Here is a 26,273-nt window from a genome sequence, read left to right on the forward strand (position 1 = left end):
GTGAAAGTAGGGTTTCCCTACTTTTATTTTTTTAGGAGGATTTAAATGCTAAAACCGCTTGCAGAGAGAATGAGACCTGCAAAAATTGAGGATATGATAGGGCAAAGTCATATAATAGGAAAAGGGAAAGCGCTTGCAAATATGATAAATGCCAAAAGGATTACGAATATGATACTTTATGGGCCGTCTGGAACGGGCAAGACTAGCCTTGCAAATATAATTTCACATACCCTCGATATGGAGTTTTTTAATATAAACGCAACGACTTCATCAGTTTCAGACATAAAGCAGGTGATATCCAAAAGCAATGAGATATCGAATGTCAATGGAATAATACTATATATAGATGAAATACAAAGCTTCAACAAAAAACAGCAGCAGACAATACTTGAATACATTGAAAATGGGAAAATCACCCTTATAGCAAGCACTACTGAAAATCCGCACCACTATGTTTATAATGCGCTTTTAAGCAGGTCTATAGTGTTTGAATTCAAGCCGCTAGGGACAAGTGACATAGTAAAGGGGCTGCAAAAGGCCATAGGGCTTCTTGAAGAGGATGAGTTTGACGGATATACAATAAACTACGAAAAAGAGGCTTTTGAAAAAATAGCTGTGTTTTCAAATGGAGATCTTAGAAAGGCCATAAACATACTGGAGGCGGCGATGTTTTCGCTGGATATAAGCGAAGACATGGAGCTGACTTTGGTCTCATCATCTATAGAAAACGGCCTGGACATAAAGATGATAAGTTACGACAGGTCGGGTGATAACCACTATGACATACTCAGCGCATTCCAAAAGTCTATAAGGGGAAGCGATGTGGATGCATCGCTTCACTATCTGGCAAGACTCATAAAGGCGGGGGACTTGCAGTCGATAACAAGAAGGCTCATTGTAATAGCGTCTGAAGACATAGGGCTTGCATATCCGAATGCCATAAGCATAGTGAAGGCCTGCACAGACAGTGCAAACCAGCTTGGATTTCCGGAAGCGAGAATTCCGCTTGCACAGGCGGTGATACTTCTGGCGTCGTCTCCGAAGTCCAATTCGGTTCTTACAGCCATAGACAGGGCTCTTAGCGATATTGAAAGCAAGGATATAGGACAAATTCCAATGCACATAAGGGACAGTCACTACAGAGGCTCACAAAATATGGGTAGGGGAGTAGGGTACAAATATCCACACAATTATGAAAACTCGTATGTACATCAAAAGTACATGCCTGAAAACATTCAAAATTCAAAATACTATACACCGGCGGACAATAAATTTGAAAAAAGCGCATTTGAATATTTAAATTCAATAAAGAAAAAAGGGGTGTAATAGTTTCAGTGCGCTGAAAACAGGGTAAATTTGATTAGAGAAATATTTTTTGATTAAATTTTTTTGTCCGGTAAAACAAACTGTGATGTATGTAAACAGGCGACAACGACTTGCGGGTGCCATACAAATGGATTATTGTTTAATATGTCACAAAATAAAGTGAAATGGATAAAAACAGGTCATAAATAAAAAAAGAATAGCATAAAATACTTTTTTATTCTATAATATCCTGATAAGGATATTGAAATATTAGGTTTTTTATGATATCATTCTAATAAATTTATCAAAATGAAGTATATTGTCGATACAATAAAAAATATACGCCATTATACGAACAAAAAGTCATAATTTTTGAATTAGGAGTTGATAAGTGTGGTTAGAGAATTTAAAAAAGTTCTTGTGGCAAATCGTGGTGAAATAGCTATAAGAGTATTCAGAGCTTGTTCAGAGCTTGGAATAAGAACAGTGGGTGTTTATACAGAAGAAGACAAATATGGTCTTCACAGAACAAAAGCAGATGAGTCATACCTTATAGGAGAGGGAAAAGGGCCTATAGAGGCATATCTTGACATTGACGGGATAATACATCTTGCCAAGAAAAAAGGCGTAGATGCAATACACCCAGGATATGGATTCCTTTCTGAAAACCCTGAATTCGTGAAAAAATGCGAAAGAAACGGCATAGCTTTCATAGGGCCTTCGGCAGAGACCATGGAAAAAATGGGAGACAAGATAAGCTCTAAGAAAATGGCAGCTGAAGTTGGAGTTCCAACGATTCCGGGGGTCGACCACCAGATAATGAATGTGGAAGAGGCTAAGGAAGTAGCGGCAAAGGTAGGATATCCTGTAATACTAAAGGCGTCTAATGGCGGCGGCGGAAGAGGTATGAGGATAATAGAAAAAGAAGATGATTTGGTGCTTGGTTTTGAAAGTGCTGTCAGCGAATCTCAAAAGGCGTTTGGAAGCTCTGCGGTGTTCATTGAAAAATACCTTAGAAGTCCAAAACACATAGAGGTTCAGATTCTTGGAGACAAGCACGGCAACATAGTTCACCTTTACGAAAGGGATTGCTCTGTACAAAGAAGACACCAGAAGATAGTCGAGTATGCTCCAGCATTCTCTCTTTCTGATGATTTAAGACATAGCATATGTGAAGATGCCGTAAAACTTGCAAAGCATGTTGACTATTCAAATGCCGGAACTCTTGAGTTCCTAGTTGACGATGCGGGAAATCACTACTTCATAGAGATGAATCCTAGAATACAGGTTGAGCACACTGTTACTGAAATGATAACTGGAATAGACCTTGTTCAAAGCCAGATACTGGTAGCTCAGGGATGCGAGCTTTCAGGACCTGAAATAAACATAAAATCACAAGATGACATAAAAATAAATGGTTATTCTATACAGTCAAGAATAACAACTGAAGACCCTAAAAACAATTTCATGCCAGATACTGGAAGGATAGACGTTTACAGAACTGGTTCAGGATTTGGAATAAGACTTGATGGAGGAAATGGATTCTCAGGATCTGAAATCACTCCATTCTACGACAGTCTTCTTGTAAAGACAATATCGTGGGACAGAACATTCAAAGGTGCAGCAAGAAAGGCCATGCGTTCGCTTAAAGAGCTTCGTGTAAGAGGCGTAAAGACAAACGTAGGATTCCTTCTTAACGTACTTAGCCATGAAAAATTCCTTGAAGGACAATGCGATACAAAATTTGTGGATGACACAAGAGAACTGTTTGAGATAGAGGAAGGAAGAGACAGGGCTACAAGAATACTTAACTTCATAGGAAACGTAATGGTAAATGAAAGAAAAGGCGAAAAGCACGACTTTGAAAACGTAATTGCGCCAGACGTATCTATGCTTGATGTGAAAAAGGGATCTAGGGATATGCTTCAGGAAATGGGAGCAGCAAAATATGCACAGTGGGTGAAAGACCAAAAGAAACTTCTTATCACAGACACTACAATGAGGGATGCCCACCAGTCGCTTGTGGCTACAAGATTCAGAACTAACGACTTCCTTAAGGTATCGGAAGCTACAAGCAAATACATGAACGACCTGTTCTCTCTTGAAATGTGGGGAGGAGCTACATTCGACGTTGCATACAGATTCCTTAAGGAGTCGCCATGGAGAAGACTTGAGCAGCTTAGAGAAAACATCCCTAATGTTATGTTCCAGATGCTTCTTAGAGCTTCAAATGCCGTGGGATATAGAAACTATCCGGACAATGTTATAAAGCAGTTCATAAAAGAGTCTGCAGACGCAGGAATAGACGTATTTAGAATATTCGACAGCCTTAACTGGGTTGAGAACATGAAGCTTCCTATAGCAGAAGCGCTGAAGACAGGAAAGTTTGTAGAGGCTTCGCTCTGCTACACGGGAAACATACTTGATGAGAGCAAGACAAAATACAACCTTGAATACTACGTTAACATGGCCAAGGAGCTTGAGAGCCTTGGAGTCCACATGATAGCAATAAAGGACATGGCAGGACTGCTAAAGCCATATGCCGCACACAAGCTTATAACGGCGCTTAAGCAGGAAACTTCGCTACCAGTTCACCTTCACACTCACGACACAAGCGGCAACGGAATAGCAACGCTTATGATGGCTGCGGATGCGGGTGTGGACGTTGTAGACTGTGCACTTGAAGCTATGTCAGGTCTTACAAGCCAGCCGTCTCTAAACAGCCTTGTAGAGGCTCTTGGCGGCTCGGAAAGAGAGACTGGCCTTAGCATGGAGAACATAGGAAAACTGGATGAGTACTACAAGCAGCTAAGAGGCGTGTACCACGGATTTGAAAGTGACCTTAAGACGTCTTCTGCGGAGATATACAAGTATGAGATTCCTGGAGGCCAGTATTCGAACCTTAAGCCTCAGGTTGAAAGCCTTGGACTTGGAGGAAGATTCAAGGAAGTCAAGGAAAAATACAAAATGGCAAATGAGCTTCTTGGAGATATAATAAAGGTTACGCCATCATCTAAAGTGGTTGGGGACCTTGCAATATTCATGGAGAAAAATGAGCTTGACAATGAAAACATATATGAGGCAGGAAAGAACCTTTCATTCCCAGACTCTGTAGTCGACTACTGCAAGGGTATGATAGGACAGCCTGTCGGAGGATTCCCAAAAGAGCTTCAGGACATAGTGCTAAAGGGAGAAGAGCCTATAACTTCAAGACCTGGAGAACTTCTTGAAGATGAAGATTTTGACAAGATAAAGGAATACCTTAAAGAAAAGCATGGAATAAAAGATGCAAACATGAGAAATGTAATAAGCTATTGCCTGTATCCTAAGGTTTACGAGGACTACCTAAAACATTACATGAGTGAATACACTGACATTTCGAGACTGGAAAGCCATGTGTTCTTCCACGGACTTAGAAAGGGAGAGGAATGCGAAGTTGAGATAGAAGAAGGAAAGACTCTATCTATAAGACTTATAGACATCGGCGATGCAAAGAGCAGCGGAATGAAGACAGTGACATTCGAACTTAACGGAATAAGAAGAGAAGTAGAAATAGAAGACATGAATGCGCAGTCTGCTGAAGACCACATACTAAGGGCTGACATGTCAGACAAGCTTCAGGTGGGCGCGAGCATACCAGGAAAAGTAATAAAGATTATAGCAAAAGAGGGAGACGTAGTAGAAGAGAACCAGCCTCTTATAGTTATAGAAGCCATGAAAATGGAAACTACAATAGTTTCAAAGTGCAATGGTGTAATAGAAAAAGTATATGTAGAAGAAGGAAAAATGGTTTCAGACAAGCAACTTCTAATATCGCTTAAAGAACAGTAAAAATATAAATGTCATCAAAATAGAGCCGCCGGGATTACCCGGCGGCTTTTGCGCGTAAACAGGCATACAAGTGGACTGCAGCAGATTGTGAAAAGGTTTTCAAAAAAAACAACTTGGGAATGTTGACAAAAAAGAGACGCTGTAATATACTTTACCTAAGAATTCCTATCGGTTTACTAGGGATTGAAAGAAGGTGATCTTTTGATTTTATCTACAAAGGGAAGATATGGACTTAAGGCAATGTTTGCACTTGCTCTCAATGAAGGCAAGGGTCCATTGGCCCTAAAATATATAGCAAAGCAGCAAAACGTTTCAGAGCAGTACCTTGAACAGATCATGTCACCGCTTAAAAGGGCGAAGCTTGTAAAGAGCGTAAGGGGTTCTCAGGGAGGATACCTTCTGGCAAAGCAGTCAGGTGAGATAACTGTTGGGGATGTAATAAGGGTTCTTGAAGGGCCGCTTGTACCATCGGAATGCGTTGTGGATGAGGATTCATGTGAGAACGCAGAGATTTGCGTAACAAAAGAAGTCTGGGAAAAAATGAAAAAAAGCATAGATTCAGTAATGGATGGAATAACTCTTGAAGACATGGTAAAAGACCATCACAAAAAAATGCAGATAGAAATCAAAATTAAAAGATAGGAGCTGAATTATATGGAAACAAGAAAGATATATATGGATTATGCAGCAACTACACCAATAAAAAAAGAAGTTGTCGAAGCTATGCTTCCATATCTTAATGAAGAATTCGGGAATCCGTCAAGCGTTCACTCTTTCGGAAGAAGCGTGAAAAATGCCATAACAGAGGCTAGAGCCACTATCGCAAAGGCAATAAATGCAAAGCCTGAAGACATATTCTTTACAGGCGGAGGGTCTGAAGCGGACAATATGGCAATAAAGGGAATAGCTTTTGCATACAAAGACAAGGGAAATCACATAATAACATCTAAAATAGAGCACCACGCAGTGCTTCACGCCTGCGAATACCTTGAAAAGCATCACGGCTTTGAAGTTACATACCTTGATGTGGACGAGTATGGAATAGTAAAAATGGAAGATCTTAAAAATGCCATAAAGGACACTACCATACTCATAACGGTTATGTATGCCAACAACGAAATAGGAAGCGTTCAGCCGATCAGGGAGATTGCCCAGATAGCAAAGGAAAAGAAAGTGTTCTTCCACACTGATGCTGTTCAGGCGCTTGGAAATATAGAAATAGACGTACAGGAACTCGGGGTAGACCTTATGGCCATAACTGCACACAAGATATACGGGCCTAAGGGAATAGGAGCCCTCTATATGAGAAAGGGAATAAAGCTTCACCCGCTTATACACGGAGGAGCCCAGGAAAGAAGAAAAAGGGCAGGAACTGAAAATGTTGCAGGAATAATGGCTTTTGCAAAGGCAGTAGAGCTTGCAACTTCAAACATAGACGAGCACATAAAAAAGACTACGCAGCTTAGAGACAAGCTTATAAATTCTGTAATGGAAAGAATACCTCACACTATATTAAATGGCCACCCTACAAAGAGGCTTTCTGGGAATGCAAACTTCTGCTTTAAATTCATAGAGGGAGAAGCAATACTTCTAAGTCTTGACATTGTAGGAATCGCAGGATCAAGTGGCTCGGCATGCACTTCGGGATCACTGGATCCGTCGCATGTCCTTATGGCCATAGGGCTTCCGCATGAGATAGCCCATGGCTCACTCAGACTTTCAATAGGAGATATGACAAGGGAAGAGGACATAGAATATGTTGTAGGCCATCTTGAAAAAATAGTTGAAAGATTAAGAGGAATGTCTCCTCTATACGATAAGTTTATGAAAGGGGAAAAAGCTCATGTATAATGAAAAGGTTATGGAGTATTTTGTAAATCCAAGAAACGTAGGTGTAATACCTAATGCAGACGGCATAGGAGAAGCGGGAAGCCCGGCATGTGGAGACGAAATGAAGGTTTACCTTAAAATAGAAGGAGATGTAATAGTGGATGTGAAATTCCAAACTTACGGATGCGCATCGGCAATTGCAAGCTCAAGTATGGCTACTGAAATGGTAAAGGGAAAGACTATAAAGGAAGCCCTAGCGCTTACAAACAAGGATGTTGTAGAGGCCCTAGGAGGACTTCCGGGACCTAAGATACACTGTTCGGTTCTTGCAGAGCAGACGATAAAAAGGGCTCTACTAGACTATGCCAACAGGCACAATATCCACATAGAAGAGCTTGACGGCATAGAATTTGAAGATGTTCATCACGATCACGACCACGAAGAAGAGTAAGATTTCAAAAGACCTGCATAGTCAGCAGGTCTTTTTTATTGATTAAAGTTAGCGTTTGTTGTAATATTATGTGAAGTAGGCTTATATTATGAAGATGGGTGGTTTTATGAAAAAAAGAGTAATGATAGGAATGAGCGGCGGCGTGGACAGTTCCGTTGCTGCATACCTTTTAAAAGAGCAGGGATACGATGTAATAGGAGTGTTTATGAAACTTTGGGACGGCGAAGCTGAAAGAGAAAAGGCTTGCTGCTCGCTGTCGGCTGTTGAAGATGCGAGGATGGTTGCCGAAAAGATTGGAATACCGTTTTATGTGCTCAACATGAGGGACGTTTTCAAAGAGAAGGTCGTAGACTACTTTGTGGACGAATACCTGAACGGGAAAACTCCAAACCCTTGCATAGCGTGCAACAAGCACATAAAATTCGACGCGTTTTTAAAGAAGGCCCAAATGCTTGAATGCGACTATGTGGCCACGGGGCACTATTCGAAGGTCGAGCATGACAGTGAAAGCGGCAGATACCTTCTCAAAAAATCCGATACGGATGAAAAAGACCAGACATATGCGCTATACAACATGACGCAGTACCAGCTGGAGAGGACACTGCTTCCACTTGGAAACTACAACAAGGACCAGATAAGGGAAATCGCCGCAAAGATAGGCCTTGTGACCGCAAACAAGCCTGACAGCCAGGAAATATGCTTTGTGGAAGACGATGACTACTACAGGTTCATAAAAGAGTATTCCCAAAAGGACATACCTTGCGGAGACTTCGTGGACAAGAACGGAAAAGTGCTTGGAAAACACAGGGGCATAGTAAAGTATACGGTAGGCCAGAGAAAGGGCCTTGGGATAGCGCTTGGAAAGCCGGCATACGTAGTGGGCATAAATGCAAAGAAAAACCAGGTCATAATAGGAGACAATGAAGACGTCTTCAAAAAGGGCCTCATAGCAAAAGACTTCAATCTCATATACTGCGACGAGATTGAAGACGGAATGACTGTATACGCAAAGGTGAGATACAGCGCAAAGGCCAAAAAGGCAAACATATACAAGATAGGCAGGGACAAGGTCAAAATAGTCTTTGAAAACGCTGAAAGGGCCATAACCCCTGGCCAGTCAGTTGTAATATACAAGGGAGACTATGTGTTTGGCGGAGGAATAATAGAAAAGGCCATATAATATGTAGTATACAACTTTATTTTATCCTTATGATATTGACATAATTAAACTGTATGTATTAATATTTAAAGTATGACTTACTAAATAAAGACAAATGCTGCAAGCATGCTCTATATAATAGTCCTTTGCCTCGCTTTGAGAAGCAGGAGGCGAGGGATTTATTTTTACATGCTTGTTTCTTAGGGAGGTAGCAAATGAAAAAGCTAGGTTTAAATGAAATAAGGAAAAGATTTCTTGATTTTTTTGAATCAAAGGACCACTATGTAAGACAGAGTTATCCGCTGGTACCGCAGGGAGACGACAGTCTACTGCTTATAAATGCGGGAATGGCCCCTATGAAGGCATATTTCATGGGAAAGGAAGAGCCTCCTAAAAAGAGAATGGCTACATGCCAAAAATGTATAAGAACAGGTGATATAGAAAATGTAGGCGTTACGGCAAGACACGCCACATTCTTTGAAATGCTTGGAAACTTCTCTTTTGGAGACTATTTCAAAAGAGAGTCAATAAACTGGGGATGGGAGTTTGTTACAAAGCACCTTGAAATACCGGCTGACAAAATTTGGATAAGCGTATATGAGGATGACGACGAGGCGTTTGAAATATGGAACAAGGAAGTTGGAATTCCTGCCGAAAGAATGGTGAGACTGGGAAAAGAGGACAACTTCTGGGAGATAGGAGTGGGACCTTGCGGACCTTGCTCGGAGCTTTACTATGACAGAGGCGAAGCGTACGGATGCGGCAGCCCAGACTGCAAGCCTGGATGCGACTGCGACAGATACCTTGAGTTTTGGAACCACGTGTTCACTCAGTTCGACAAGGATGAAGAGGGAGTATACCATCCGCTGCCAAGCCCAAACATAGATACGGGTATGGGCCTTGAAAGAATGGCATGCATAATGCAGGATGTAAACACTATATTTGAAGTTGACACAATAAGGCACATACTAAACGGCGTACTTGCAATTTCAGGGGCAGAATACGGAAAAGACGCCAAAAACGACACGTCTATAAGGATAATAACAGACCACGTAAGGGCCGTTACATTCATGATAGCAGATGGAGTTCTTCCGTCTAACGAGGGAAGAGGATACGTGCTTAGAAGGCTTCTTAGAAGAGCGGCAAGACACGGAAAACTTCTTGGCGTAGAAGGGGCATTCCTTGTAAACCTTATGGAAAAAGTTATAGAGGTGAGCGGAGACGCATATCCTGAGCTTATAGAAAAAAGAGATTACATCAAAAAGATACTTAGAATAGAGGAAGACAGATTCCAGGAGACAATAGACCAGGGTATGGACATGCTTAAAGACCATATGGAAAATGTAAAGGCTTCAGGAAGCGATACCATATCAGGAGAAGACGCATTCAAGCTTTATGACACATACGGATTCCCTGTAGACCTTACAAAGGAGATTGCAGAAGAAGAAGGCCTAAATGTGGACGAAGAGGGCTTTGAATCTGAAATGGAAAAGCAAAGGGAAAGAGCGAGAAGCGCAAGAGGAGACATGGAAGGCGCAGGCTGGAAGGAAGACGTATTTGACAGCCTTGACAGCAGCATAAAGAGCGAATTCATGGGATATGAAAAGCTGCAGATGGAATCTACAGTGCTTGTAATAGTTAAAGAAAATGAGCTTGTGGACTCTGCATCTGAAGGCGAAAAGGTAACAATAATACTGGACAAGACTCCTTTTTATGCTGAAAGCGGAGGCCAGGCAGGCGACAAGGGAGAGCTTATATCAGGTGGATTCAAGGCAAGAGTTACAGATACTCAAAAAGGTCTAAATGCAAGAATACACCATGAAGTGGTAGTTGAAAGCGGCCAGATAAAAACAGGCCAGAGGGTAGACGCACTTGTACTTGAAGAGATGAGAATGGCTACTGGAAGAAACCACACTGCAACGCACATGCTTCACACTGCGCTTAAGCATGTACTTGGAACTCACGTAGAGCAGTCTGGATCCCTTGTAAGCCACGAAAAACTTAGATTCGACTTTACTCATTTCGAGTCGATATCAAAAGAAGAACTTCTTGAGGTTGAGAGAATAGTAAACATAAACATACTTAAGGCTCACAAGGTAGACGTCATAGACGCTTCACTGGAAGAGGCAAAGAAAATGGGAGCAACTGCACTGTTTGGAGAAAAATACGGAGACAGGGTAAGGGTTGTAAAAATGGGAGACTACTCAATGGAGCTTTGTGGAGGAACTCATCTTGAAAACACTTCGCAGGTAGGACTTTTCAAAATACTTTCTGAAAGCGGAGTTGCAGCCGGAGTAAGAAGAATAGAGGCTGTAACGGGAATGGCGGTTTACAACATGCTTAACCAAAAGCAGGCCCTTATAGAGGAAGTGTGCTCTGTGCTAAAGGCCAAGGAGGACAATATTGTAAACAGGTCAGGCGCAGTTATGAGCCAGATGAAGGACATGGAGAAAGAGATAAGCTCAATGAAGTCTAAGCTGCTTTCAAGCTCAATAGACGACATATTGAATAATAAAGAGAGCGTTGACGGAGTAGGCTTTATAGCTTATAAGTTTGAAAACACTGACATGGATTCTCTAAGAGACAGTGCCGACAAACTTAGAGACAAAATGGGATCTGCTGTGATAGTTCTTGCGAATATAGATGGAGACAAGGTAAACTTTGTATGCGCTGCGACAAAGGACCTTATGGCCAAGGGAGTGCACGCAGGAAACATAGTTAAAGAGGTTGCAAAAATGACTGGAGGAGGCGGCGGTGGAAGGCCAGACATGGCTCAAGCCGGTGGAAAAGACCCTTCTAAAGTCGATGAGGCGCTTTCGAAAGTTGCGGATATAATAAAGTCTCAGCTAAAATAGAATACATTTAATGTAAATTAATAAGGAGCAGTTTATTCTGCTCCTTATTCGACTAATTCAAGACTAAGGTCATTGTGGTGTGTTATAATGTCATAAGAGGTAAAATTTATTATATTAGAAGGTGATAATATGACTTTTGAGAATAAAAACACAATGAAATTTGAGGCGGTAAAAGACGAAAATATGACTCCGAAGCAGGTGCTTGAAATAGTGTATGAGGCACTTGTAGAAAAGGGATATAATCCCATAAACCAGCTTGTAGGATATATACTATCAGGAGACCCGACTTATATAACAAGCCATAAGAGTGCCAGAAGCGTAATAAGAAAAGTGGAGCGAGATGAACTTATAGAGGAACTTTTAAAGTCATACTTGCAGGGAAAGTAGGTATATAGTGTGAAGGGAAGATTTACCGCAGTTTTTTTGACTATCCTTTTTGTTTTGCAGTCTATTTTTGCAAGCAGCTATGCCCAGAATGAAAGCGGAAAAGTAATACTCATAATGCTTAGCAGGACGGGAATGGAGGATATGCTCGAAATAAAGTCTATAAAAGAGGAATTGGAAAGCAGGGGCTATGTATCGCTTATGAATATCAAAGGTTCGAAGGGAACCAGCGATATAAGGTCGTATGCATCCATTGGATGGGGAACAAGGGCGTATTTAAAGCCTGAAGACATAGACTTTGTCACTTCGGACGATGAAAATAGAGTCATATTCAAAAGAAGAACTGGCATCGAGCCAAAGCATATAAACAACATAAACATAAACATGCTCAAAAGCAGCAATGAGTCTGGGGAGTACGGAGCCTATCTGGGGATTCTCCAAAAAGAGCTGAGTAAAAATGGAAAGACCATAAGTGTAATAGGAAATTCAGACATTCCAGAAAAAAATCACAGCTATGCCTCTCTTTTGGCCATGGATGAAAATGGCAGTATAGAAAGCGGAAAGATAGACGGCATAAATGTTCAGGATGATTACATGCCATTTGGAATGAGAACAGATTACGAGGCTTTGAAAGAATATACGAGGGACTATTACTCGAAGTCTGATGTTTTGGCTATTGAACTTGGGGATACAAGCAGGCTGGACCTTTACAGGGAAAACCTGAACCAAAAGACATACGGTGAAATGCAAAATAAGATATACGGCAACATAAGTGATTATATATCCTATGTAATGTCAGATTTGGCAGATGCTAAGGACAGGATATATATAGTGTCTCCATATCCTACTCTTTTGGAATATAAAAATTATAAGAGGCTTTCTCCCGCATTCATTTTTGAAGGGCAGGGAAAGGGCGTGTTATACTCCAATACTACAAGGAGAGAAGGCGTAATAGGAAATGTGGACATAGCGGCCGATGTGCTTGACTATTTTGGAATAAAGTCAGATTTCATGGTTGGAAGAAGCATACAAAAGATAGAAAGAAGCGACAATACTGAGTTTTTAGGGTCTGAATTTGAAAAGATGAGCACTACATATCAGCTCAGGATGCCAGTGCTCTACAGCTATGCGGTGTTTGAGATGCTCCTTTGGATATCGATATTCATATGCATACTGATAAAAGGTATGATTCCTAAAAAGGTTTTCAGTGTACTCTCGGAGGTGCTGCAGCTTACTGTTGTGATGCCGTTTGTGCTACTGGTTGAGCCGATATTTGGAGCCACCTCAAAATCTCCTGTATTGGCTATAATAATATCTCTTACAGTGATACTGTACATCGCGCTCAAAAAGCTTATTAAGGGAAATATAGAAAGGTTCATGGTCATAAGCATGATGACAGGCATTGGAATACTTGCAGATGCAGCTACAGGCCAGGAACTCATTAAAAGGTCTATATTCGGATATGACGCTATGATAGGAGCGAGATACTACGGGGTTGGAAACGAGTACATGGGAATACTGATAGGAGCCAGCCTGCTTTCTGTTGCAGGGCTATTGCAAAAGGAAAAGATAAAAAAGGCTGCTGCGATCATAATGCTTGCAATCACCATAGTAATACTGGGATTCCCTAAAATGGGCGCAAATGTAGGTGGAACTATAACCGCATCATTTTGCTTTCTTTTCTTTGTACTCAGGATGTACAATGTAAAAATCGACTTTAAAAAGCTAGTTGCAATATCAGCCTTTGTATGCGTCGTAGTGGCTGGAATGGCATTTATAGACATATTTTTGATTGGAAGCAAGTCGCACCTTGCAGGTGCAATACAGAGCATAATATCTGGAGGGCCGGTAGTGATAATCCAGATAATGAGCAGAAAGCTCGCTATGAATGCCAGTCTTATAGGCGGATCAATATGGAGCAAGGTGTTTATAATGGCGCTTTTCATAGTGGGAGTGCTATTCTACAGGCCTTTTGGAATACTCAAAAGGGTCTGCAACGAAAAAGAGTTTTTGAAAAAGGGATGGATATCAATTATAGTGGGAAGCTTTGTAGGGTTCGCGGTAAACGACTCTGGAGTTGTTTCTGCAGCCACCAGCATATCTTTTGTAATAATATCGGTTCTTTTGCTCATAATGGAAAAGATTGCGCATGAAAATGCACAGCAAGGCAGCTAGGGAGGATTTATGGAAAAAAAGATAGGACTTGATGTGGGAGACAAGACCATAGGTGTTGCTGTAAGCGACATTATGGGACTGACGGCCCAAGGCGTAAAGACCATAAGAAGGTCAAGTTATGAAAAGGACTTTTTGGAGCTTGAGGCCATAGTGAAAGACAATGGAATCAAAAAAGCGGTGGTAGGGCTTCCGAAAAACATGAATGGGACACTTGGCCCTCAGGGAGAGAAAGTGCTCAAATTCGTGGAGAGGATGAAAAAGAAAATTGACATAGAAGTCGATTTTTGGGATGAAAGGCTTACAACCGTTGCAGCCCACAGAACTCTTATAGAGGCTGATGTGAGCAGGAAAAAGAGGAAGAAAGTCGTAGACATGCTTGCGGCGGTATTTATACTGCAGGGATATCTCGACATGGAAAATATGAAAAAATAATATAATAAAGAGGTGCTGATATGGAAGAAAACATAGTAACGCTACTTGACCAGGATGGAAACGAAGTTGAATTTGAAATAATAATGACTCTTGAGGCAGAGGGAAGCGAGTATGCAATACTTGCCCCAGTGGAAGAGATGGAAGAAGGGGAAGCTGTAATATTTAAAATTGAGCAGGATGAAGACGGAGAGGAAGTTCTTGTTTCGATAGACAACGACGAGGAGTACGAGACTGTAGTGAGTGCATACGAGGTACTTATGCAGGAAGAGATGCAATAGCATTTACTGCTGGAAAAATTTCAAAATAGCAAAATAAACGCCCTCTTTTTCAATTAAGAGGGCGTTTATTTTGCTGTAAATTGTGTTTTTTTTATCAAAGAACAAAATATTTATTGACACCTATTATCAATTAGTATAAAATATAAGTAGTTAATTGATAATGATTATAGATTCCAATAAAAAATAAATATTTGGAGGGCCATATGACACTAGATAAAATAAACAGGGGACAAGAGATAGAAATAATGAATATTCCAGATCCGGGAATAAGATCGCAGGCGATAAGGCTTGGGATATATGAAGGCGCAAAGCTCACATGCTTTGAAAAAATCCCTTCAGGACCGGTTGTTCTTCAAAATAGATTTCAAGAGATAGCAATAGGAAGAAATCTGGCCAAGACAATAAGAGTAAAAGCGCTTTAGGAGGTATATGAATGTCAAGTTGTCATAACTTTACACCTAATATAGAAATAGATTCAGACGATATAAAACTAGTTCTCGCAGGAAATCCCAATGTAGGAAAATCAGTATTTTTCAACTACTTGACTGGAATGTACGTGGACGTTTCGAATTTTCCAGGGACTACAGTTGACATAAGTTCAGGGAGATTTGACAAATATGTTGTAATGGACACTCCGGGAGTTTACGGAGTATCGTCGTTCAACGACGAGGAAAGGGTTGCAAGGGATGTAATACTTAATGCAGACGTAATACTTAACGTTGTAGACGCACTCCACCTTGAAAGAGACCTGTTTTTGACCCAGCAGATAATAGACATGGGAAAACCTGTAATAGTGGCCCTTAATATGATGGACGATGTCAAAAGACATGGAGTGGAAATCGATGTCGAGCTGCTTTCTCAGAAGCTTGGGGTAAATGTGATACCGACAACTGCGATAAAGGGAAAGGGCCTTTCGGATGTCAAGGAGGCTCTTGGAAGCGCAAGAGTGGGAAACAGGCTTGAGGTTGTAACGCAGAACCTTATGCAGGTGGCAAAATACTCGAACATGGACTCTGAGAGGCTTTTGGCGCTTGAAGAGGATGAGAACATAATCAAAAGGTGCGCTGCGGTGGATGTGCCAAAGCTCAGGGACGATATATACAAGCAAAGAAGGCTTAGAGTCGATTCAATAGTGGATAGTATAATAGTAGATGGCCATAAGAAGTCCTCTTTCTCCCAAAATCTTGGGAAAATGATGCTGAGACCTCTTACGGGAATCCCCATACTGTGCGCGACGCTGTATATACTATATCAGATAATAGGAGTATTTGTCGCACAGACAGTTGTTGGAGTGACTGAAGAAGTCATAATGGGAACTTATTACTATAATTTCATATATGGAATAATGAGCAATTTTGTAAGCGAGTCGACATTCACAGGAAAGCTTCTCATAGGGGAGTTTGGAGTGCTCACAATGGCTCCGGTATATATATTCGGGCTGCTTACACCTCTTGTGGTAGGATTCTACTTTTTCCTGTCAGTGCTAGAGGATTCCGGATATCTTCCGAGGATAGCGGCGCTTGTAGACAAGAGTCTCAACTATATAGGGCTTAATGGACGTGCTATAATCCCTATGATTTTGGGTTTCGGATGCGTAACAATGGCCACAGTAACCACTAGGATACTCGGTTCGAAAAGAGAAAGATTCATAGCCACAATGCTTTTGGGGCTTGCAATCCCGTGTTCTGCACAGCTAGGGGTAATAGCAGGGCTTATAGCAAGCCTTGGACTGAAATACATGATAATATATACAGTCACAATAGTGCTTGTATTTGGGCTCACAGGAGCGCTTTTGAACAAGATTCTTCCGGGACAGTCTACAGACCTTCTTATAGACCTTCCTCCGCTTAGGATTCCAAAGCTTAAGAATCTGCTTAAAAAGACTGTTTTAAAGACGTGGATGTTCATAAAAGAGGCTGCGCCGCTGTTTGTGCTAGGAGGAGTAATAGTTACAGTTTTAAACCACACTGGAGCGCTTGATGTCATGATAGAATTTTTCGCACCTGTGACTTCAGGATTTTTAAAGCTTGACCCGAGAGTTACACAGACGTTTATAATGGGTATAATAAGAAGAGATTTCGGAGCTGCGGGACTGAGCACACTTGCGGCAGAAGGAGTATTAAACCCTGCTCAGCTTCTTGTTTCTCTTGTTGTAATAACGCTGTTTGTACCGTGCATAGCGGCCATATTGGTAATATTCAAGGAGAGGAGCCCTCTTGAATCGGCGCTTATATGGTTTGGAAGCTTCATAATATCATTCCTTGTAGGAGGGCTTCTTGCAGGCATAATCCTTTAATCAAAAGGCTATGGGGGAGAATATATAATGAATAAAAAATGTCCAACATGCGGATATCAGATAACTGATATCCGCACTTTAAAATGTCCAAGGTGTTCTACAGATCTTAAGGAACTGTTCAAATGCAGTGGAAACTGCAAAAAATGCAGCGTTCACTCGGGTGTTAGCGGATGTAAATCTGTGAAATAGAGATGCTCACATGAGAATGCACATGTTATTGAGAATAAGCTATTGACAAAGTTTTACTGTTACAATATACTTTATATAAGTGATATCGTTTTTTACTTGAAAATAAGGGTGAAAATATGGAAAATTATTTTGATATAATAAAAGAAAAATTAAAAGCCAAGGGATTCAAGCTTACACCTCAAAGGAGGAGTATAGTTGATACTGTTGTGGGTACAACAGGAAGACACCTTAGCATAGAGGAGATATACAATCTGGTAAAGCAAAGCTGTCCGGAAATAGGACTGGCTACTGTATATAGAACAGTACAGATACTCGACGACATAAATGTTGTCTCAAAACTGGATTTGAATGATGGATGCTTGAGATACGAGCTTTCTTTAAATAACGAAGACGACCACAACCACCACCATCTTATATGCAACAATTGTGGTGTTGTAATCGAGGTCAGGGAAGATCTTTTGGATATGCTTGAGGAGACCATAGAAAAAAACTATGATTTCAAGATAAAAGATCATGACTTGAGAGTATTCGGTATATGTAAAAATTGCAAGTAATTGCATTTTATATATCTTGTGATATTTAAAAGGCCTGTAAATATGGTCTTTTTTTATTTTGAACAGTTATTGTTTTTATGCTAAAATATATTAGAAGCAAGGTGATAGAGGACCGGCCTAATTCCTATTGCCTTTTCGAATGATGAGCGGAATCAATAACTACATGTATATGCTAAAAATGTTAAAATTTGCGGGAGGAAAAAATGAAAAAAAATTCATCAAAACTGAAAATTATCCCTTTGGGAGGGCTTAATGAAATCGGGAAAAATATGACGGCCATAGAGTATAAGGACGAGATAATAATAATAGACTGCGGCCTTAGCTTCCCAGAGGACGAGATGCTCGGGATAGACATAGTCATACCTGACATTACCTATCTGCTTAAGAACAAGGACAAGGTAAAGGCTATATTCCTGACACACGGACACGAAGACCATATAGGGGCGCTTCCTTATGTTTTAAAGAAGATAAACGTTCCTATATATGGAACAAAGCTTACACTGGGTCTTGTGGAGTTCAAGCTTAAAGAGCACAAGATAAACAATCTTAAGCTTCAGGTTGTAAAGCCGGGGCAAAACATAAAAAAATCCAATTTTGAAGTTGAATTCATAAGGGTCAACCACAGCATACCTGATGCATGCGCGATTGCGGTGCATACTGACATGGGAATACTATTCCACACTGGAGACTTCAAGATAGACCACACTCCTATAGACAAGGACCTTATGGACTTTGGAAGGATAGCCGAGATTGGAAGCAAGGGAGTCCTTCTCCTTATGGCGGACAGTACGAATGTTGAAAGGCCAGGAGCTACAATGTCTGAAAGGACAGTCGGCTCAAATCTGGATGAAATATTTGGCGGAGCAAAGAACAGGATAATAGTTGCAACTTTTGCATCAAACGTTCACAGGCTTCAGCAGATAATAAATTCGGCTCACAAATACCACAGGAAAGTGGTTGTATCGGGAAGGTCTATGGTCAATGTAGTTGGAGTTGCTGGAGAACTGGGCTATCTTCAGATACCTGAAGGAATACTCATAGACATAAACGATATGGGCAATTACAATGAAAGCGAGCTTGTAATTATCACTACGGGGTCGCAGGGAGAACCTATGTCGGCGCTTTCGAGAATGGCTGCAGCAGAGCACAGAAAGCTTGAAGTGCAGCCGGGAGACCTTGTTGTAATTTCTGCAAATCCCATACCGGGAAATGAAAAGCTTGTCTCAAGGGTTATAAACCAGCTTTTTGAAAGGGGTGCCGAGGTAATATATGAGGCGCTTGCAGACATACACGTATCTGGGCACGCATGCCAGGAAGAACTAAAGCTTATGCACAGACTTATAAAGCCTAAGTTTTTCATGCCGGTACACGGAGAATACAGACATCTCAAACAGCACGGTGAGCTTGCCGTAGAGCTTGGAATGCCTAAGAAAAACGTACTGATAGGTTCAAACGGTGCAATACTTGAAGTGGAGCCGAATTCAGCAAAATTTGCAGGGACTGCGCCTTCAGGAAATATACTCGTAGACGGACTTGGCGTTGGGGATGTAGGAAACATAGTGTTAAGGGACAGAAGACATCTTTCGGAAGACGGACTCATGGTGGTTGTAGTCACTATATCTAGAGAAAGCGGAGAAATAGTTGCAGGTCCGGATATAATATCAAGAGGATTTGTATATGTGAGGGAGTCTGAAGACCTTATGCAAAACGCAAAGCTCATAGTGAGAAAATCTCTTGAAGACTGCTCAGACAGGCAGATGAAAGAGTGGTCATACCTTAAGAACCTCATAAAGGATGAGCTTAGAAACTTCCTGTATCAAAAGACAAAGAGAAATCCTATGATACTGCCTATAATAATGGAAGTATAATATAATAAAGACAAGGCGTGAGCATAGTGGCTTATGCCTTGTTCTCGTTTAAATGAATTTGCAAATGCAAACTGAGGAGGATTACATTGTTAATTGAAATTTTAAAGACGGTGCCGGCGATACTTCTGGCTATATCAATACATGAGTTTGGCCATGCTTTGGCAGCATATGCAATGGGAGACGACACCGCGAAAAGACACGGGAGGCTTACACTTGATCCCATAAAGCATATAGACCCAATTGGGATAATAATGCTTTTAATATTTAGGTTTGGATGGGCAAAGCCTGTCCCTGTGGACGAAAACAATTTCAAAAACAAAAGGCTTGGAATGATAATAGTGTCTGCTGCTGGCCCTGTATTCAACATGATATGCGCGGTAGTGTTTTTGACACTATACAAAGTAGGAAGAGTCACACTTGACATGTATGCGCTGAATGAAATACTGGCGTATACGGTAAGGTTCAACATAATATTTGCAGCATTCAACCTGATACCGATCCCACCTCTTGACGGGTCTAAAATAGTACTTGCACTGCTTCCAAGAAGCGTGCAAAGCTACTACTGGGAGTATGAAAAGTTTGGAATGCTGCTGCTTTTAGTGCTCATGTATACTGGAACAGTGGGGCATTTAATATACCCGATTGCAGGCGTTTTGCAGAGGATACTTTTCAGCATAGCTTAAATACAATATGAACGAGGAGAATGGGATGAATATAAACTTCCATCTGAAGGTGTACGAGGGGCCTTTGGAGTTTCTATACGACCTTATAAAAAAAGAGAAGATAGACATATATGATGTGCCTATATTTGAAATAACAAACCAGTTTCTTGAATACATCGAAAAGGCCAGGGAGTTCGACCTTGAGCTTGCCAGCGAATTCATACTCATGGCTGCACAGCTTCTTGAGATAAAGTCAAAATACCTGCTCTATACAAAAGAGGACGAGGAAATCGAGGAAGACCCGAGAATTCCGCTTGCCGAAAAGCTTGCCGTCTATAAAAAGTTTAAAAAGGCATCGCATTTTTTACGGGACAGGGCCTCATCGTCTGGAGAGGTGTTCATGAGGAAAAAAGAGGAGATACTCGTTGAAGAGGAGTTCGACCTTACAGCCCTTACTGTGGAGATGATGCTAAAAAGCATACTGGAAATATTAAAGTACGAGGAGACAGAGGCAAGGCTTATTGAAAAAACGTACAAGAAAAAGATGTACTCGATTGAAGAAAAGGCTGACATAATTGCAAGGGAAATTTCTTCTGAAAAAGAGATTCCACTGAGCAGCTTCGTATACAGCCTGGATATCGAGGAGACAATAGTCACATTCCTGTGTGCGCTTGAGATGGTGCGAAAGGGAAAGGCAAGGCTTTACCAGGAAGGATTCGCAATGCCTATTTTCATAAGAGGGGTGGATGAATATGGAGAGTAAAGAAATAAAGGGTATTATAGAGTCGCTTCTGTTTGTATATTCAGAGCCCATGAAAATTGATGAGATAAGCTCAATTTTGGATATAGATGGAAAAAGGGTGAAAGAGGAGATTGAAAGCCTTATTGAAGAATACCAAAATTCAGACAGCGGCATTAATATAGTAAAGCTTGAAAACAAATACCAAATGGTTACAAATCCGAAATATGATGCGCATATAAGGAAGCTTTTAAGACCTCAAAAGAAAAAGAGTCTGACTCAGGCGGCAATAGAAACTCTTTCAATAATCGCATATAAGCAGCCTGTTACCAAGATAGAGATAGAGGAGATACGGGGAGTAAAAAGCGACAAGCCCATAAGGACACTTTTGGACAATTCGCTCATACATGAGGCGGGAAGGCTTAAGAGAATAGGAAACCCCATAATATATAAGACTACGGACGAGTTTTTGAGGATATTTGGATTTGAATCAATAAAAGAGCTTCCCGATATCGACAGTTTCGAAGAGGACGTCGAATAAAAAACCTGAATACATCAGGTTTCTTTTTTATGTATAGAAGTCTTGTTTGAATAAAAGTGCATGTAGATATATAATGGAAATGAACATTTAATTGAGGAGAAGTGTATATGAGAATTAATAAATATATAGCAAGCTGTGGAGTAGCATCAAGGAGAAAGGCGGATGACCTAGTCACAGAAGGCAGGGTATATGTAAACGGCAAAAAGGTTACAGAGCCGGGCTTGCAAATAGATCCTGAAAGTGACAGCGTAAAGGTCGATGGAAAGGCCATAGGGGTTGAAGAAAAAAAGGTGTATGTACTGCTAAACAAGCCTACGGGGTACATATCCACGGCAAGAGATCAGTTTGGCAGAAAAAGTGTGATAGACCTTGTGAAAGTGAAGTACAGGGTATATCCTGTTGGAAGGCTGGACTACGATACTTCGGGACTTTTGATACTTACAAATGACGGAGAGCTTACATATGCCGTAACACACCCAAAGCATGAGCTAGTAAAGACTTATGTTGCAAGAATCGAAGGCGTTCCAAGCGGTGAAGAGCTGGAAAAGTTCAGGAGTGGAGTCGACATAGGAGGGTTTGTGACATCAAGGGCCAGCATAAGCATAATATCGCAGAGCAAGGATAAAAGCACGAGTATCGTTGAAATAAAAATACACGAGGGCAAGAACAGACAGGTAAGAAAGATGTGCGATGCAATAGGACACAAAGTGCTCGGGCTTCAAAGAACTGCTATAGGCGACTTGAAACTGGAAGGCCTGCAAGGCGGAGAGTGGCGCTATTTAAGCAGCGAAGAACTAGGCAAGCTGCTCCATAAAAAAAGTACAAGGGGAGATAGGAATGATAGAGATAACAAGGGCAAGGGCAGAAGATTTTGATTCGATTTCAAAAGAACTCCTAGAGCGAGGAATAGAGATTTCAGATCTTGAAAACACCATGGCGATATATGACGGCAAAAATTTGCTTGGAGCGGCTAAATACAAAAGGGAAGAGATAACCGCTTTTTTGGAATACATGGTAGTGTTTGAAGGAGGTCCGTTTTTAGACAAACTAAAGGACGGGCTCATAAAGTCGCTCTTGAATATGGCCGACATTGAGGGAGTCAAAATTTTTCTCATTCAAAAGGATGCAGACGAGGATTTCTACAAGAAAATAAGGTTCAAAGAGCTCTCAGACAGGGATTTTGTACTGAGCATGGATGTGGACTATTCCAGATACATATACACAAAGCTTCCTGAGTTCTTCGAGCATGCATGCCACAGTGCGAAAAAATAACACGCGATTAAATTGGCAAAACTGGTAAAGCCTTCGGGAAAGATATATGCATTTGACATACAAGATATGGTGATTGAAAACACCATGGACAGGCTTTCAAAACAAAGTCCCATTCCGGAGATGATATATATCCGTGATGGGAATAGTGATAGCAATAGAAAAAATTTAGTATATACAGCTTGGAGGAAAAAATGAACATACTTATAACTAACGACGACGGCATATATGCTCATGGAATATATGCAATTGCAAAAGAGGCGCTTGAATATGGTAATGTGTTTGTAGTGGCTCCCGACAGCGAAAAAAGCGCCATAGGACACGCCATTACAATGCACACGCCGCTTAAGGCCAGAGAGATGAATTTTCACGGCCTGGACTCTGTTAAGGCTTATGCGGTAAATGGAACGCCGGCGGACTGCGTAAAGCTTGGAATAGAGGCGATACTAAAGGACGTAAATATAGACATCGTAATAAGCGGTATAAACAACGGATCCAACCTTGGGACGGACGTGGTATATTCAGGGACGGTATCGGCAGCAATGGAAGGATTCATACTGAATAAGCCTTCAATTGCAATTTCATATGATGGAAGGGACATATCGCCCGATGAATACAAAAGGGTTGCAGAAAAGGCCATGGATTTCATACAAAACAATATTGAATCCGACTCGATGTTTAAAGACACAGTGACAAATATCAATTTTCCGAACATGAATGGAAAAGATATCAAGGGGTATAAGCTTACAAGGCTTGGAATAAGGAAGTATGAAAACGCATTCGAGGAAAGAAGGGACCCTAGAGGAAACATATACTACTGGATGGGCGGCAGCATAAGGAGTGTTATACAAGACCCGAACAGTGATATTTCGGCCGTGGAGCAGGGATATGTCTCTGTGACGCCGCTTAAGAGCGACCTGACCAATTATGAAAAAATGGAAAAGATAGCCGACTTATTTAAAGAATAGTACTTTGGTAGATTGTGCTACAGAGGGTTATCTGATAATATCTATCTTATTAACTTGATTTTTTCAAGCTTTAGAGCCATAAAATAATATTTAAAGAGAAGGGGTTTCTTATGAACGATGAAAAGAAAGATCTTATAAAAATAATAAAGCAGAATTTTCCGAAGTTAAGCAAGGGTCAAAAACTCATAGCACAGTTCATAATGGATAACTACGACAAGGCGGCATTTATGACTGCATCAAGGCTTGGAGAAAAGGTTGGGGTCAGCGAGTCTACGGTGGTCAGATTCGCCAGCGCGCTTGGATTCGACGGGTACCCGAAGCTGCAAAAATCGCTTCAAGAACTTATAAAAACAAAGCTTACAACAGTTCAAAGGGTTGAAATGTCAAGGGATTATTCGAATGACTGGGCTGTACTAAACAAGATATTAAAGTCTGACATTGAAAACATAAGAAACACTTTAGATGAGATAAATCCCAAGTCATTTGAAAACGTAATAGACGATATAGTTTCTGCAAAGAGGATATACATAGTTGGGCTTAGAAGCTCCACTGCAATAACGGAGTACCTGGGCTTTTATCTGAACCTCATACTGGACAATGTAATAGTGGTAAGTTACGGAATAAGCGATGTGTTCGAGCAGATAATAAAAATAGACGAAGAGGATCTTGTAATAGGCATAAGCTTTCCGAGATATTCTAAAAAGACTTATGAGGTGCTTGAATTTGCCAAAAAGCAAGGGGCAAAAGTCGTATCGCTTACAGATAGCCAGCTTTCACCAATAGCAACCCTTTCAGACAACACACTGATAGCAAAGAGCAATATGGCGTCTTTTGTGGATTCGCTTGTAGCGCCTTTGAGTCTTATAAATGCGCTTATAGTGGCTCTGGGGATGAGGGAGAAGGACAAAATAAAGAGATATTTCGACAAGCTTGAACACGTATGGAAAGAATACCACATATATGACGACAAAGAGTAGCCATAAACGGCATGGAGATAATTTGAAAGGAGAATCTTAATGAAAAAGAAATATGGGATTATTGCGGCTACTATAGTTTGTTGCATGACACTTATTGTAGGCTGCACGGGCGCCAATAAGGCCGCAGGCGGAAGTGAAGGCAAGGACCAGATGGTGCAGAATGAAACAGAGGCTAATGCTCAAAAGGAAGCCGGAAATGCGGCTGCAGAACCGGAAAATATGGCATATATAAGCGCAAGCAAGCTTAATGTAAGGCAGGAGCCTGTAGGCAGCGCACAGATAATGGCAAAGGCTCCAAAGGGGTCGAGAGTCGAGATACTCGAGGAAAAAACAGACGAGGCAGGGACACTTTGGTACAAGATAAACTACAAGGATATCTCGGGCGATGTGCAGGGATGGATAGCTGCTGAGTACACGGTGAAGAAGCTTGAAGACTTGCTCACTGGAAACCTTAAGAATCTGGACCTTAGCCCCTTCGAGAAGACTTTAGAATACGAGGGAAATCCGAGAGTGAAAGTAAAAGGAGTATATGTAACTATTCACTCGGCAGCAGGCGCCAATTTGGAAAACCTTATACAGCTTGCAGAAAATACTGAAATCAATGCATTTGTAGTGGATGTGAAAGATGATTTGGGCAAGATGCTTTTCAAGACTAATGCGGCGGAAAAATATGCTCCTGACGCGAATGAAAAGGCTCCTATAAAAGACATAAAGGCGTTCACTCAAAAGCTTAGGGAAAAAAATATATATCTTATAGCCAGGATAGTTTCATTTAAAGACCCTACATACTCGAATGACTATCCTGAAAGGTCCATACTAGATAAAAGCACAGGACAGACATTTGTAAGCAGCGATGGACTCAAATGGGTATCTGCATACGACAGAGAGCTTTGGAACTACAATATAGAAGTTGCAAAAGAGGCTGCGGATGCCGGATTTAACGAGATCCAGTTTGACTATGTGAGATTCCCTGCATCGAACGGAGGAAAGATGGATTCAAAGCTTGACTATAGAAATACAAATAACGAATTCAAGCCTGAAGCAATACAAAAATACCTTAAATTTGCACAAGAGCAGCTTTCACCAAAGAAAGTATATATCTCGGCGGATGTGTTCGGCCTTGTGGGTTCTGTTTCAGACGACATGGGACTGGGACAGCACTGGGAAGCCATAAGCAATGTGACAGACTATATATGCCCTATGATGTATCCAAGCCACTATGGAAGTGGAGTTTACGGGCTTGCGGTTCCTGATGCAAAGCCTTATGAGACAGTATACAAGGGCACATACGATTCTGTTGTAAGGAATTCAAACCTGCAGACTCCTGCGACAATAAGGCCGTGGATACAGGACTTTACCGCTACGTGGGTTAAGGGACACATACGATACGGAACTAATGAAGTGAACCTTCAGATAAAGGCCCTGAATGACAATGGGGTATATGAATACCTACTTTGGAATGCGGGTAACAGATATAGCATAAAATAGAACAAATAGACAAAAACACCTG

25 protein-coding genes are annotated in these 26,273 nt (G+C 41.1%); all 25 read left to right on the forward strand.

Translation table 11 applies throughout. From position 1 onward, the window contains the following. The first annotated feature begins 45 nt into the window (after positions 1–45). The gene (locus tag BUQ87_RS04180) at positions 46–1,326 is read left to right on the forward strand and encodes a replication-associated recombination protein A (RefSeq protein ID WP_038268124.1); all 1,281 of its coding nucleotides are present in this window, start codon (positions 46–48) and stop codon (positions 1,324–1,326) included. Positions 1,327–1,698: 372 nt separating this feature from the next. After that, positions 1,699–5,136 carry a pyruvate carboxylase gene (locus BUQ87_RS04185; protein ID WP_038268128.1) on the forward strand — a complete coding sequence of 1,146 codons (3,438 nt, stop codon included), beginning with the start codon at positions 1,699–1,701 and terminating at the stop codon, positions 5,134–5,136. 201 nt (positions 5,137–5,337) lie between these two features. Then, on the forward strand, positions 5,338–5,778 hold the full coding sequence (locus BUQ87_RS04190) for an RrF2 family transcriptional regulator (protein ID WP_038268130.1): 441 nt from the start codon (positions 5,338–5,340) through the stop codon (positions 5,776–5,778). 12 nt (positions 5,779–5,790) lie between these two features. Beyond that, positions 5,791–6,987, forward strand: a complete 1,197-nt coding sequence (gene nifS, locus BUQ87_RS04195) for a cysteine desulfurase NifS (RefSeq protein ID WP_038268132.1) — start codon at positions 5,791–5,793, stop codon at positions 6,985–6,987. Then, the gene (gene nifU, locus BUQ87_RS04200) at positions 6,980–7,417 is read left to right on the forward strand and encodes a Fe-S cluster assembly scaffold protein NifU (protein WP_038268134.1); all 438 of its coding nucleotides are present in this window, start codon (positions 6,980–6,982) and stop codon (positions 7,415–7,417) included. The genes nifS and nifU overlap by 8 nt, the downstream gene beginning before the upstream one ends. Positions 7,418–7,523: 106 nt before the next feature. Further along, on the forward strand, positions 7,524–8,597 hold the full coding sequence (gene mnmA / locus BUQ87_RS04205; RefSeq protein WP_038268136.1) for a tRNA 2-thiouridine(34) synthase MnmA: 1,074 nt from the start codon (positions 7,524–7,526) through the stop codon (positions 8,595–8,597). A 194-nt stretch (positions 8,598–8,791) separates the two neighbouring features. Next, entirely contained in the window at positions 8,792–11,431 is a 2,640-nt protein-coding gene (alaS, locus tag BUQ87_RS04210; protein ID WP_038268138.1) for an alanine--tRNA ligase, read from the forward strand. A 129-nt stretch (positions 11,432–11,560) separates the two neighbouring features. After that, a complete protein-coding gene (locus BUQ87_RS04215; protein WP_038268141.1) occupies positions 11,561–11,818 on the forward strand; it encodes an IreB family regulatory phosphoprotein in 258 nt (85 codons plus the stop codon). A 36-nt stretch (positions 11,819–11,854) separates the two neighbouring features. Next, entirely contained in the window at positions 11,855–13,990 is a 2,136-nt protein-coding gene (locus BUQ87_RS15120) for a hypothetical protein (protein ID WP_207647171.1), read from the forward strand. A 9-nt stretch (positions 13,991–13,999) separates the two neighbouring features. Continuing rightward, positions 14,000–14,422 (forward strand): Holliday junction resolvase RuvX, encoded by a 423-nt coding sequence (gene ruvX / locus BUQ87_RS04225; protein WP_038268143.1) that lies wholly within the window; start codon positions 14,000–14,002, stop codon positions 14,420–14,422. A gap of 20 nt (positions 14,423–14,442) precedes the next feature. Continuing rightward, positions 14,443–14,700 (forward strand): DUF1292 domain-containing protein, encoded by a 258-nt coding sequence (locus BUQ87_RS04230; protein WP_038268145.1) that lies wholly within the window; start codon positions 14,443–14,445, stop codon positions 14,698–14,700. A 203-nt stretch (positions 14,701–14,903) separates the two neighbouring features. Then, on the forward strand, positions 14,904–15,122 hold the full coding sequence (locus tag BUQ87_RS04235) for a FeoA family protein (protein WP_038268148.1): 219 nt from the start codon (positions 14,904–14,906) through the stop codon (positions 15,120–15,122). Between the two features lie 11 nt (positions 15,123–15,133). Continuing rightward, positions 15,134–16,996, forward strand: a complete 1,863-nt coding sequence (gene feoB, locus BUQ87_RS04240; RefSeq protein ID WP_038268151.1) for a ferrous iron transport protein B — start codon at positions 15,134–15,136, stop codon at positions 16,994–16,996. 27 nt (positions 16,997–17,023) lie between these two features. After that, a complete protein-coding gene (locus BUQ87_RS15395; RefSeq protein WP_169738184.1) occupies positions 17,024–17,185 on the forward strand; it encodes a hypothetical protein in 162 nt (53 codons plus the stop codon). 116 nt (positions 17,186–17,301) lie between these two features. Beyond that, the gene (locus tag BUQ87_RS04245) at positions 17,302–17,739 is read left to right on the forward strand and encodes a Fur family transcriptional regulator (RefSeq protein ID WP_038268154.1); all 438 of its coding nucleotides are present in this window, start codon (positions 17,302–17,304) and stop codon (positions 17,737–17,739) included. Between the two features lie 203 nt (positions 17,740–17,942). Further along, positions 17,943–19,607: a ribonuclease J gene (locus BUQ87_RS04250; RefSeq protein WP_038268157.1), complete on the forward strand. Its 1,665-nt coding sequence runs from the start codon at positions 17,943–17,945 to the stop codon at positions 19,605–19,607. Between the two features lie 86 nt (positions 19,608–19,693). After that, entirely contained in the window at positions 19,694–20,290 is a 597-nt protein-coding gene (locus BUQ87_RS04255) for a site-2 protease family protein (RefSeq protein WP_052636433.1), read from the forward strand. A gap of 7 nt (positions 20,291–20,297) precedes the next feature. Beyond that, on the forward strand, positions 20,298–21,032 hold the full coding sequence (locus tag BUQ87_RS04260) for a segregation and condensation protein A (protein ID WP_077216650.1): 735 nt from the start codon (positions 20,298–20,300) through the stop codon (positions 21,030–21,032). Then, a complete protein-coding gene (scpB, locus tag BUQ87_RS04265; protein WP_038268406.1) occupies positions 21,022–21,549 on the forward strand; it encodes an SMC-Scp complex subunit ScpB in 528 nt (175 codons plus the stop codon). Before BUQ87_RS04260 ends, scpB begins: the two co-directional genes overlap by 11 nt. A gap of 107 nt (positions 21,550–21,656) precedes the next feature. After that, positions 21,657–22,424 (forward strand): pseudouridine synthase, encoded by a 768-nt coding sequence (locus BUQ87_RS04270; RefSeq protein WP_052636435.1) that lies wholly within the window; start codon positions 21,657–21,659, stop codon positions 22,422–22,424. Continuing rightward, positions 22,387–22,821 (forward strand): hypothetical protein, encoded by a 435-nt coding sequence (locus BUQ87_RS04275; RefSeq protein ID WP_038268169.1) that lies wholly within the window; start codon positions 22,387–22,389, stop codon positions 22,819–22,821. The genes BUQ87_RS04270 and BUQ87_RS04275 overlap by 38 nt, the downstream gene beginning before the upstream one ends. 12 nt (positions 22,822–22,833) lie before the next feature. Next, entirely contained in the window at positions 22,834–23,016 is a 183-nt protein-coding gene (locus tag BUQ87_RS15125; protein ID WP_038268172.1) for a hypothetical protein, read from the forward strand. Next, on the forward strand, positions 23,013–23,786 hold the full coding sequence (gene surE, locus BUQ87_RS04285) for a 5'/3'-nucleotidase SurE (protein ID WP_038268174.1): 774 nt from the start codon (positions 23,013–23,015) through the stop codon (positions 23,784–23,786). Before BUQ87_RS15125 ends, surE begins: the two co-directional genes overlap by 4 nt. Before the next feature lie 110 nt (positions 23,787–23,896). Then, positions 23,897–24,763, forward strand: coding sequence for a MurR/RpiR family transcriptional regulator (locus tag BUQ87_RS04290; protein WP_038268177.1), 867 nt, complete (start codon positions 23,897–23,899; stop codon positions 24,761–24,763). 39 nt (positions 24,764–24,802) lie between these two features. Then, the gene (locus BUQ87_RS04295) at positions 24,803–26,251 is read left to right on the forward strand and encodes a putative glycoside hydrolase (protein WP_052636437.1); all 1,449 of its coding nucleotides are present in this window, start codon (positions 24,803–24,805) and stop codon (positions 26,249–26,251) included. The last annotated feature ends 22 nt before the right edge of the window (positions 26,252–26,273 follow it).

This window comes from Peptoclostridium litorale DSM 5388, from assembly GCF_900141635.1.
GTDB lineage: Bacteria > Bacillota > Clostridia > Peptostreptococcales > Peptostreptococcaceae > Peptoclostridium > Peptoclostridium litorale.

Excerpts from the sequence above, each read along its gene's own strand:
- BUQ87_RS04180 (WP_038268124.1), top strand. The coding sequence starts at position 46 with ATGCTAAAACCGCTTGCAGAGAGAATGAGACCTGCAAAAATTGAGGAT.
- nifS (WP_038268132.1), top strand. The coding sequence starts at position 5,791 with ATGGAAACAAGAAAGATATATATGGATTATGCAGCAACTACACCAATA.
- nifU (WP_038268134.1), top strand. The coding sequence starts at position 6,980 with ATGTATAATGAAAAGGTTATGGAGTATTTTGTAAATCCAAGAAACGTA.
- mnmA (WP_038268136.1), top strand. The coding sequence starts at position 7,524 with ATGAAAAAAAGAGTAATGATAGGAATGAGCGGCGGCGTGGACAGTTCC.
- alaS (WP_038268138.1), top strand. The coding sequence starts at position 8,792 with ATGAAAAAGCTAGGTTTAAATGAAATAAGGAAAAGATTTCTTGATTTT.
- BUQ87_RS04215 (WP_038268141.1), top strand. The coding sequence starts at position 11,561 with ATGACTTTTGAGAATAAAAACACAATGAAATTTGAGGCGGTAAAAGAC.
- ruvX (WP_038268143.1), top strand. The coding sequence starts at position 14,000 with ATGGAAAAAAAGATAGGACTTGATGTGGGAGACAAGACCATAGGTGTT.
- BUQ87_RS04230 (WP_038268145.1), top strand. The coding sequence starts at position 14,443 with ATGGAAGAAAACATAGTAACGCTACTTGACCAGGATGGAAACGAAGTT.
- BUQ87_RS04235 (WP_038268148.1), top strand. The coding sequence starts at position 14,904 with ATGACACTAGATAAAATAAACAGGGGACAAGAGATAGAAATAATGAAT.
- feoB (WP_038268151.1), top strand. The coding sequence starts at position 15,134 with ATGTCAAGTTGTCATAACTTTACACCTAATATAGAAATAGATTCAGAC.
- BUQ87_RS15395 (WP_169738184.1), top strand. The coding sequence starts at position 17,024 with ATGAATAAAAAATGTCCAACATGCGGATATCAGATAACTGATATCCGC.
- BUQ87_RS04245 (WP_038268154.1), top strand. The coding sequence starts at position 17,302 with ATGGAAAATTATTTTGATATAATAAAAGAAAAATTAAAAGCCAAGGGA.
- BUQ87_RS04250 (WP_038268157.1), top strand. The coding sequence starts at position 17,943 with ATGAAAAAAAATTCATCAAAACTGAAAATTATCCCTTTGGGAGGGCTT.
- BUQ87_RS04260 (WP_077216650.1), top strand. The coding sequence starts at position 20,298 with ATGAACGAGGAGAATGGGATGAATATAAACTTCCATCTGAAGGTGTAC.
- scpB (WP_038268406.1), top strand. The coding sequence starts at position 21,022 with ATGGAGAGTAAAGAAATAAAGGGTATTATAGAGTCGCTTCTGTTTGTA.
- BUQ87_RS04270 (WP_052636435.1), top strand. The coding sequence starts at position 21,657 with ATGAGAATTAATAAATATATAGCAAGCTGTGGAGTAGCATCAAGGAGA.
- BUQ87_RS04275 (WP_038268169.1), top strand. The coding sequence starts at position 22,387 with ATGATAGAGATAACAAGGGCAAGGGCAGAAGATTTTGATTCGATTTCA.
- surE (WP_038268174.1), top strand. The coding sequence starts at position 23,013 with ATGAACATACTTATAACTAACGACGACGGCATATATGCTCATGGAATA.
- BUQ87_RS04290 (WP_038268177.1), top strand. The coding sequence starts at position 23,897 with ATGAACGATGAAAAGAAAGATCTTATAAAAATAATAAAGCAGAATTTT.
- BUQ87_RS04295 (WP_052636437.1), top strand. The coding sequence starts at position 24,803 with ATGAAAAAGAAATATGGGATTATTGCGGCTACTATAGTTTGTTGCATG.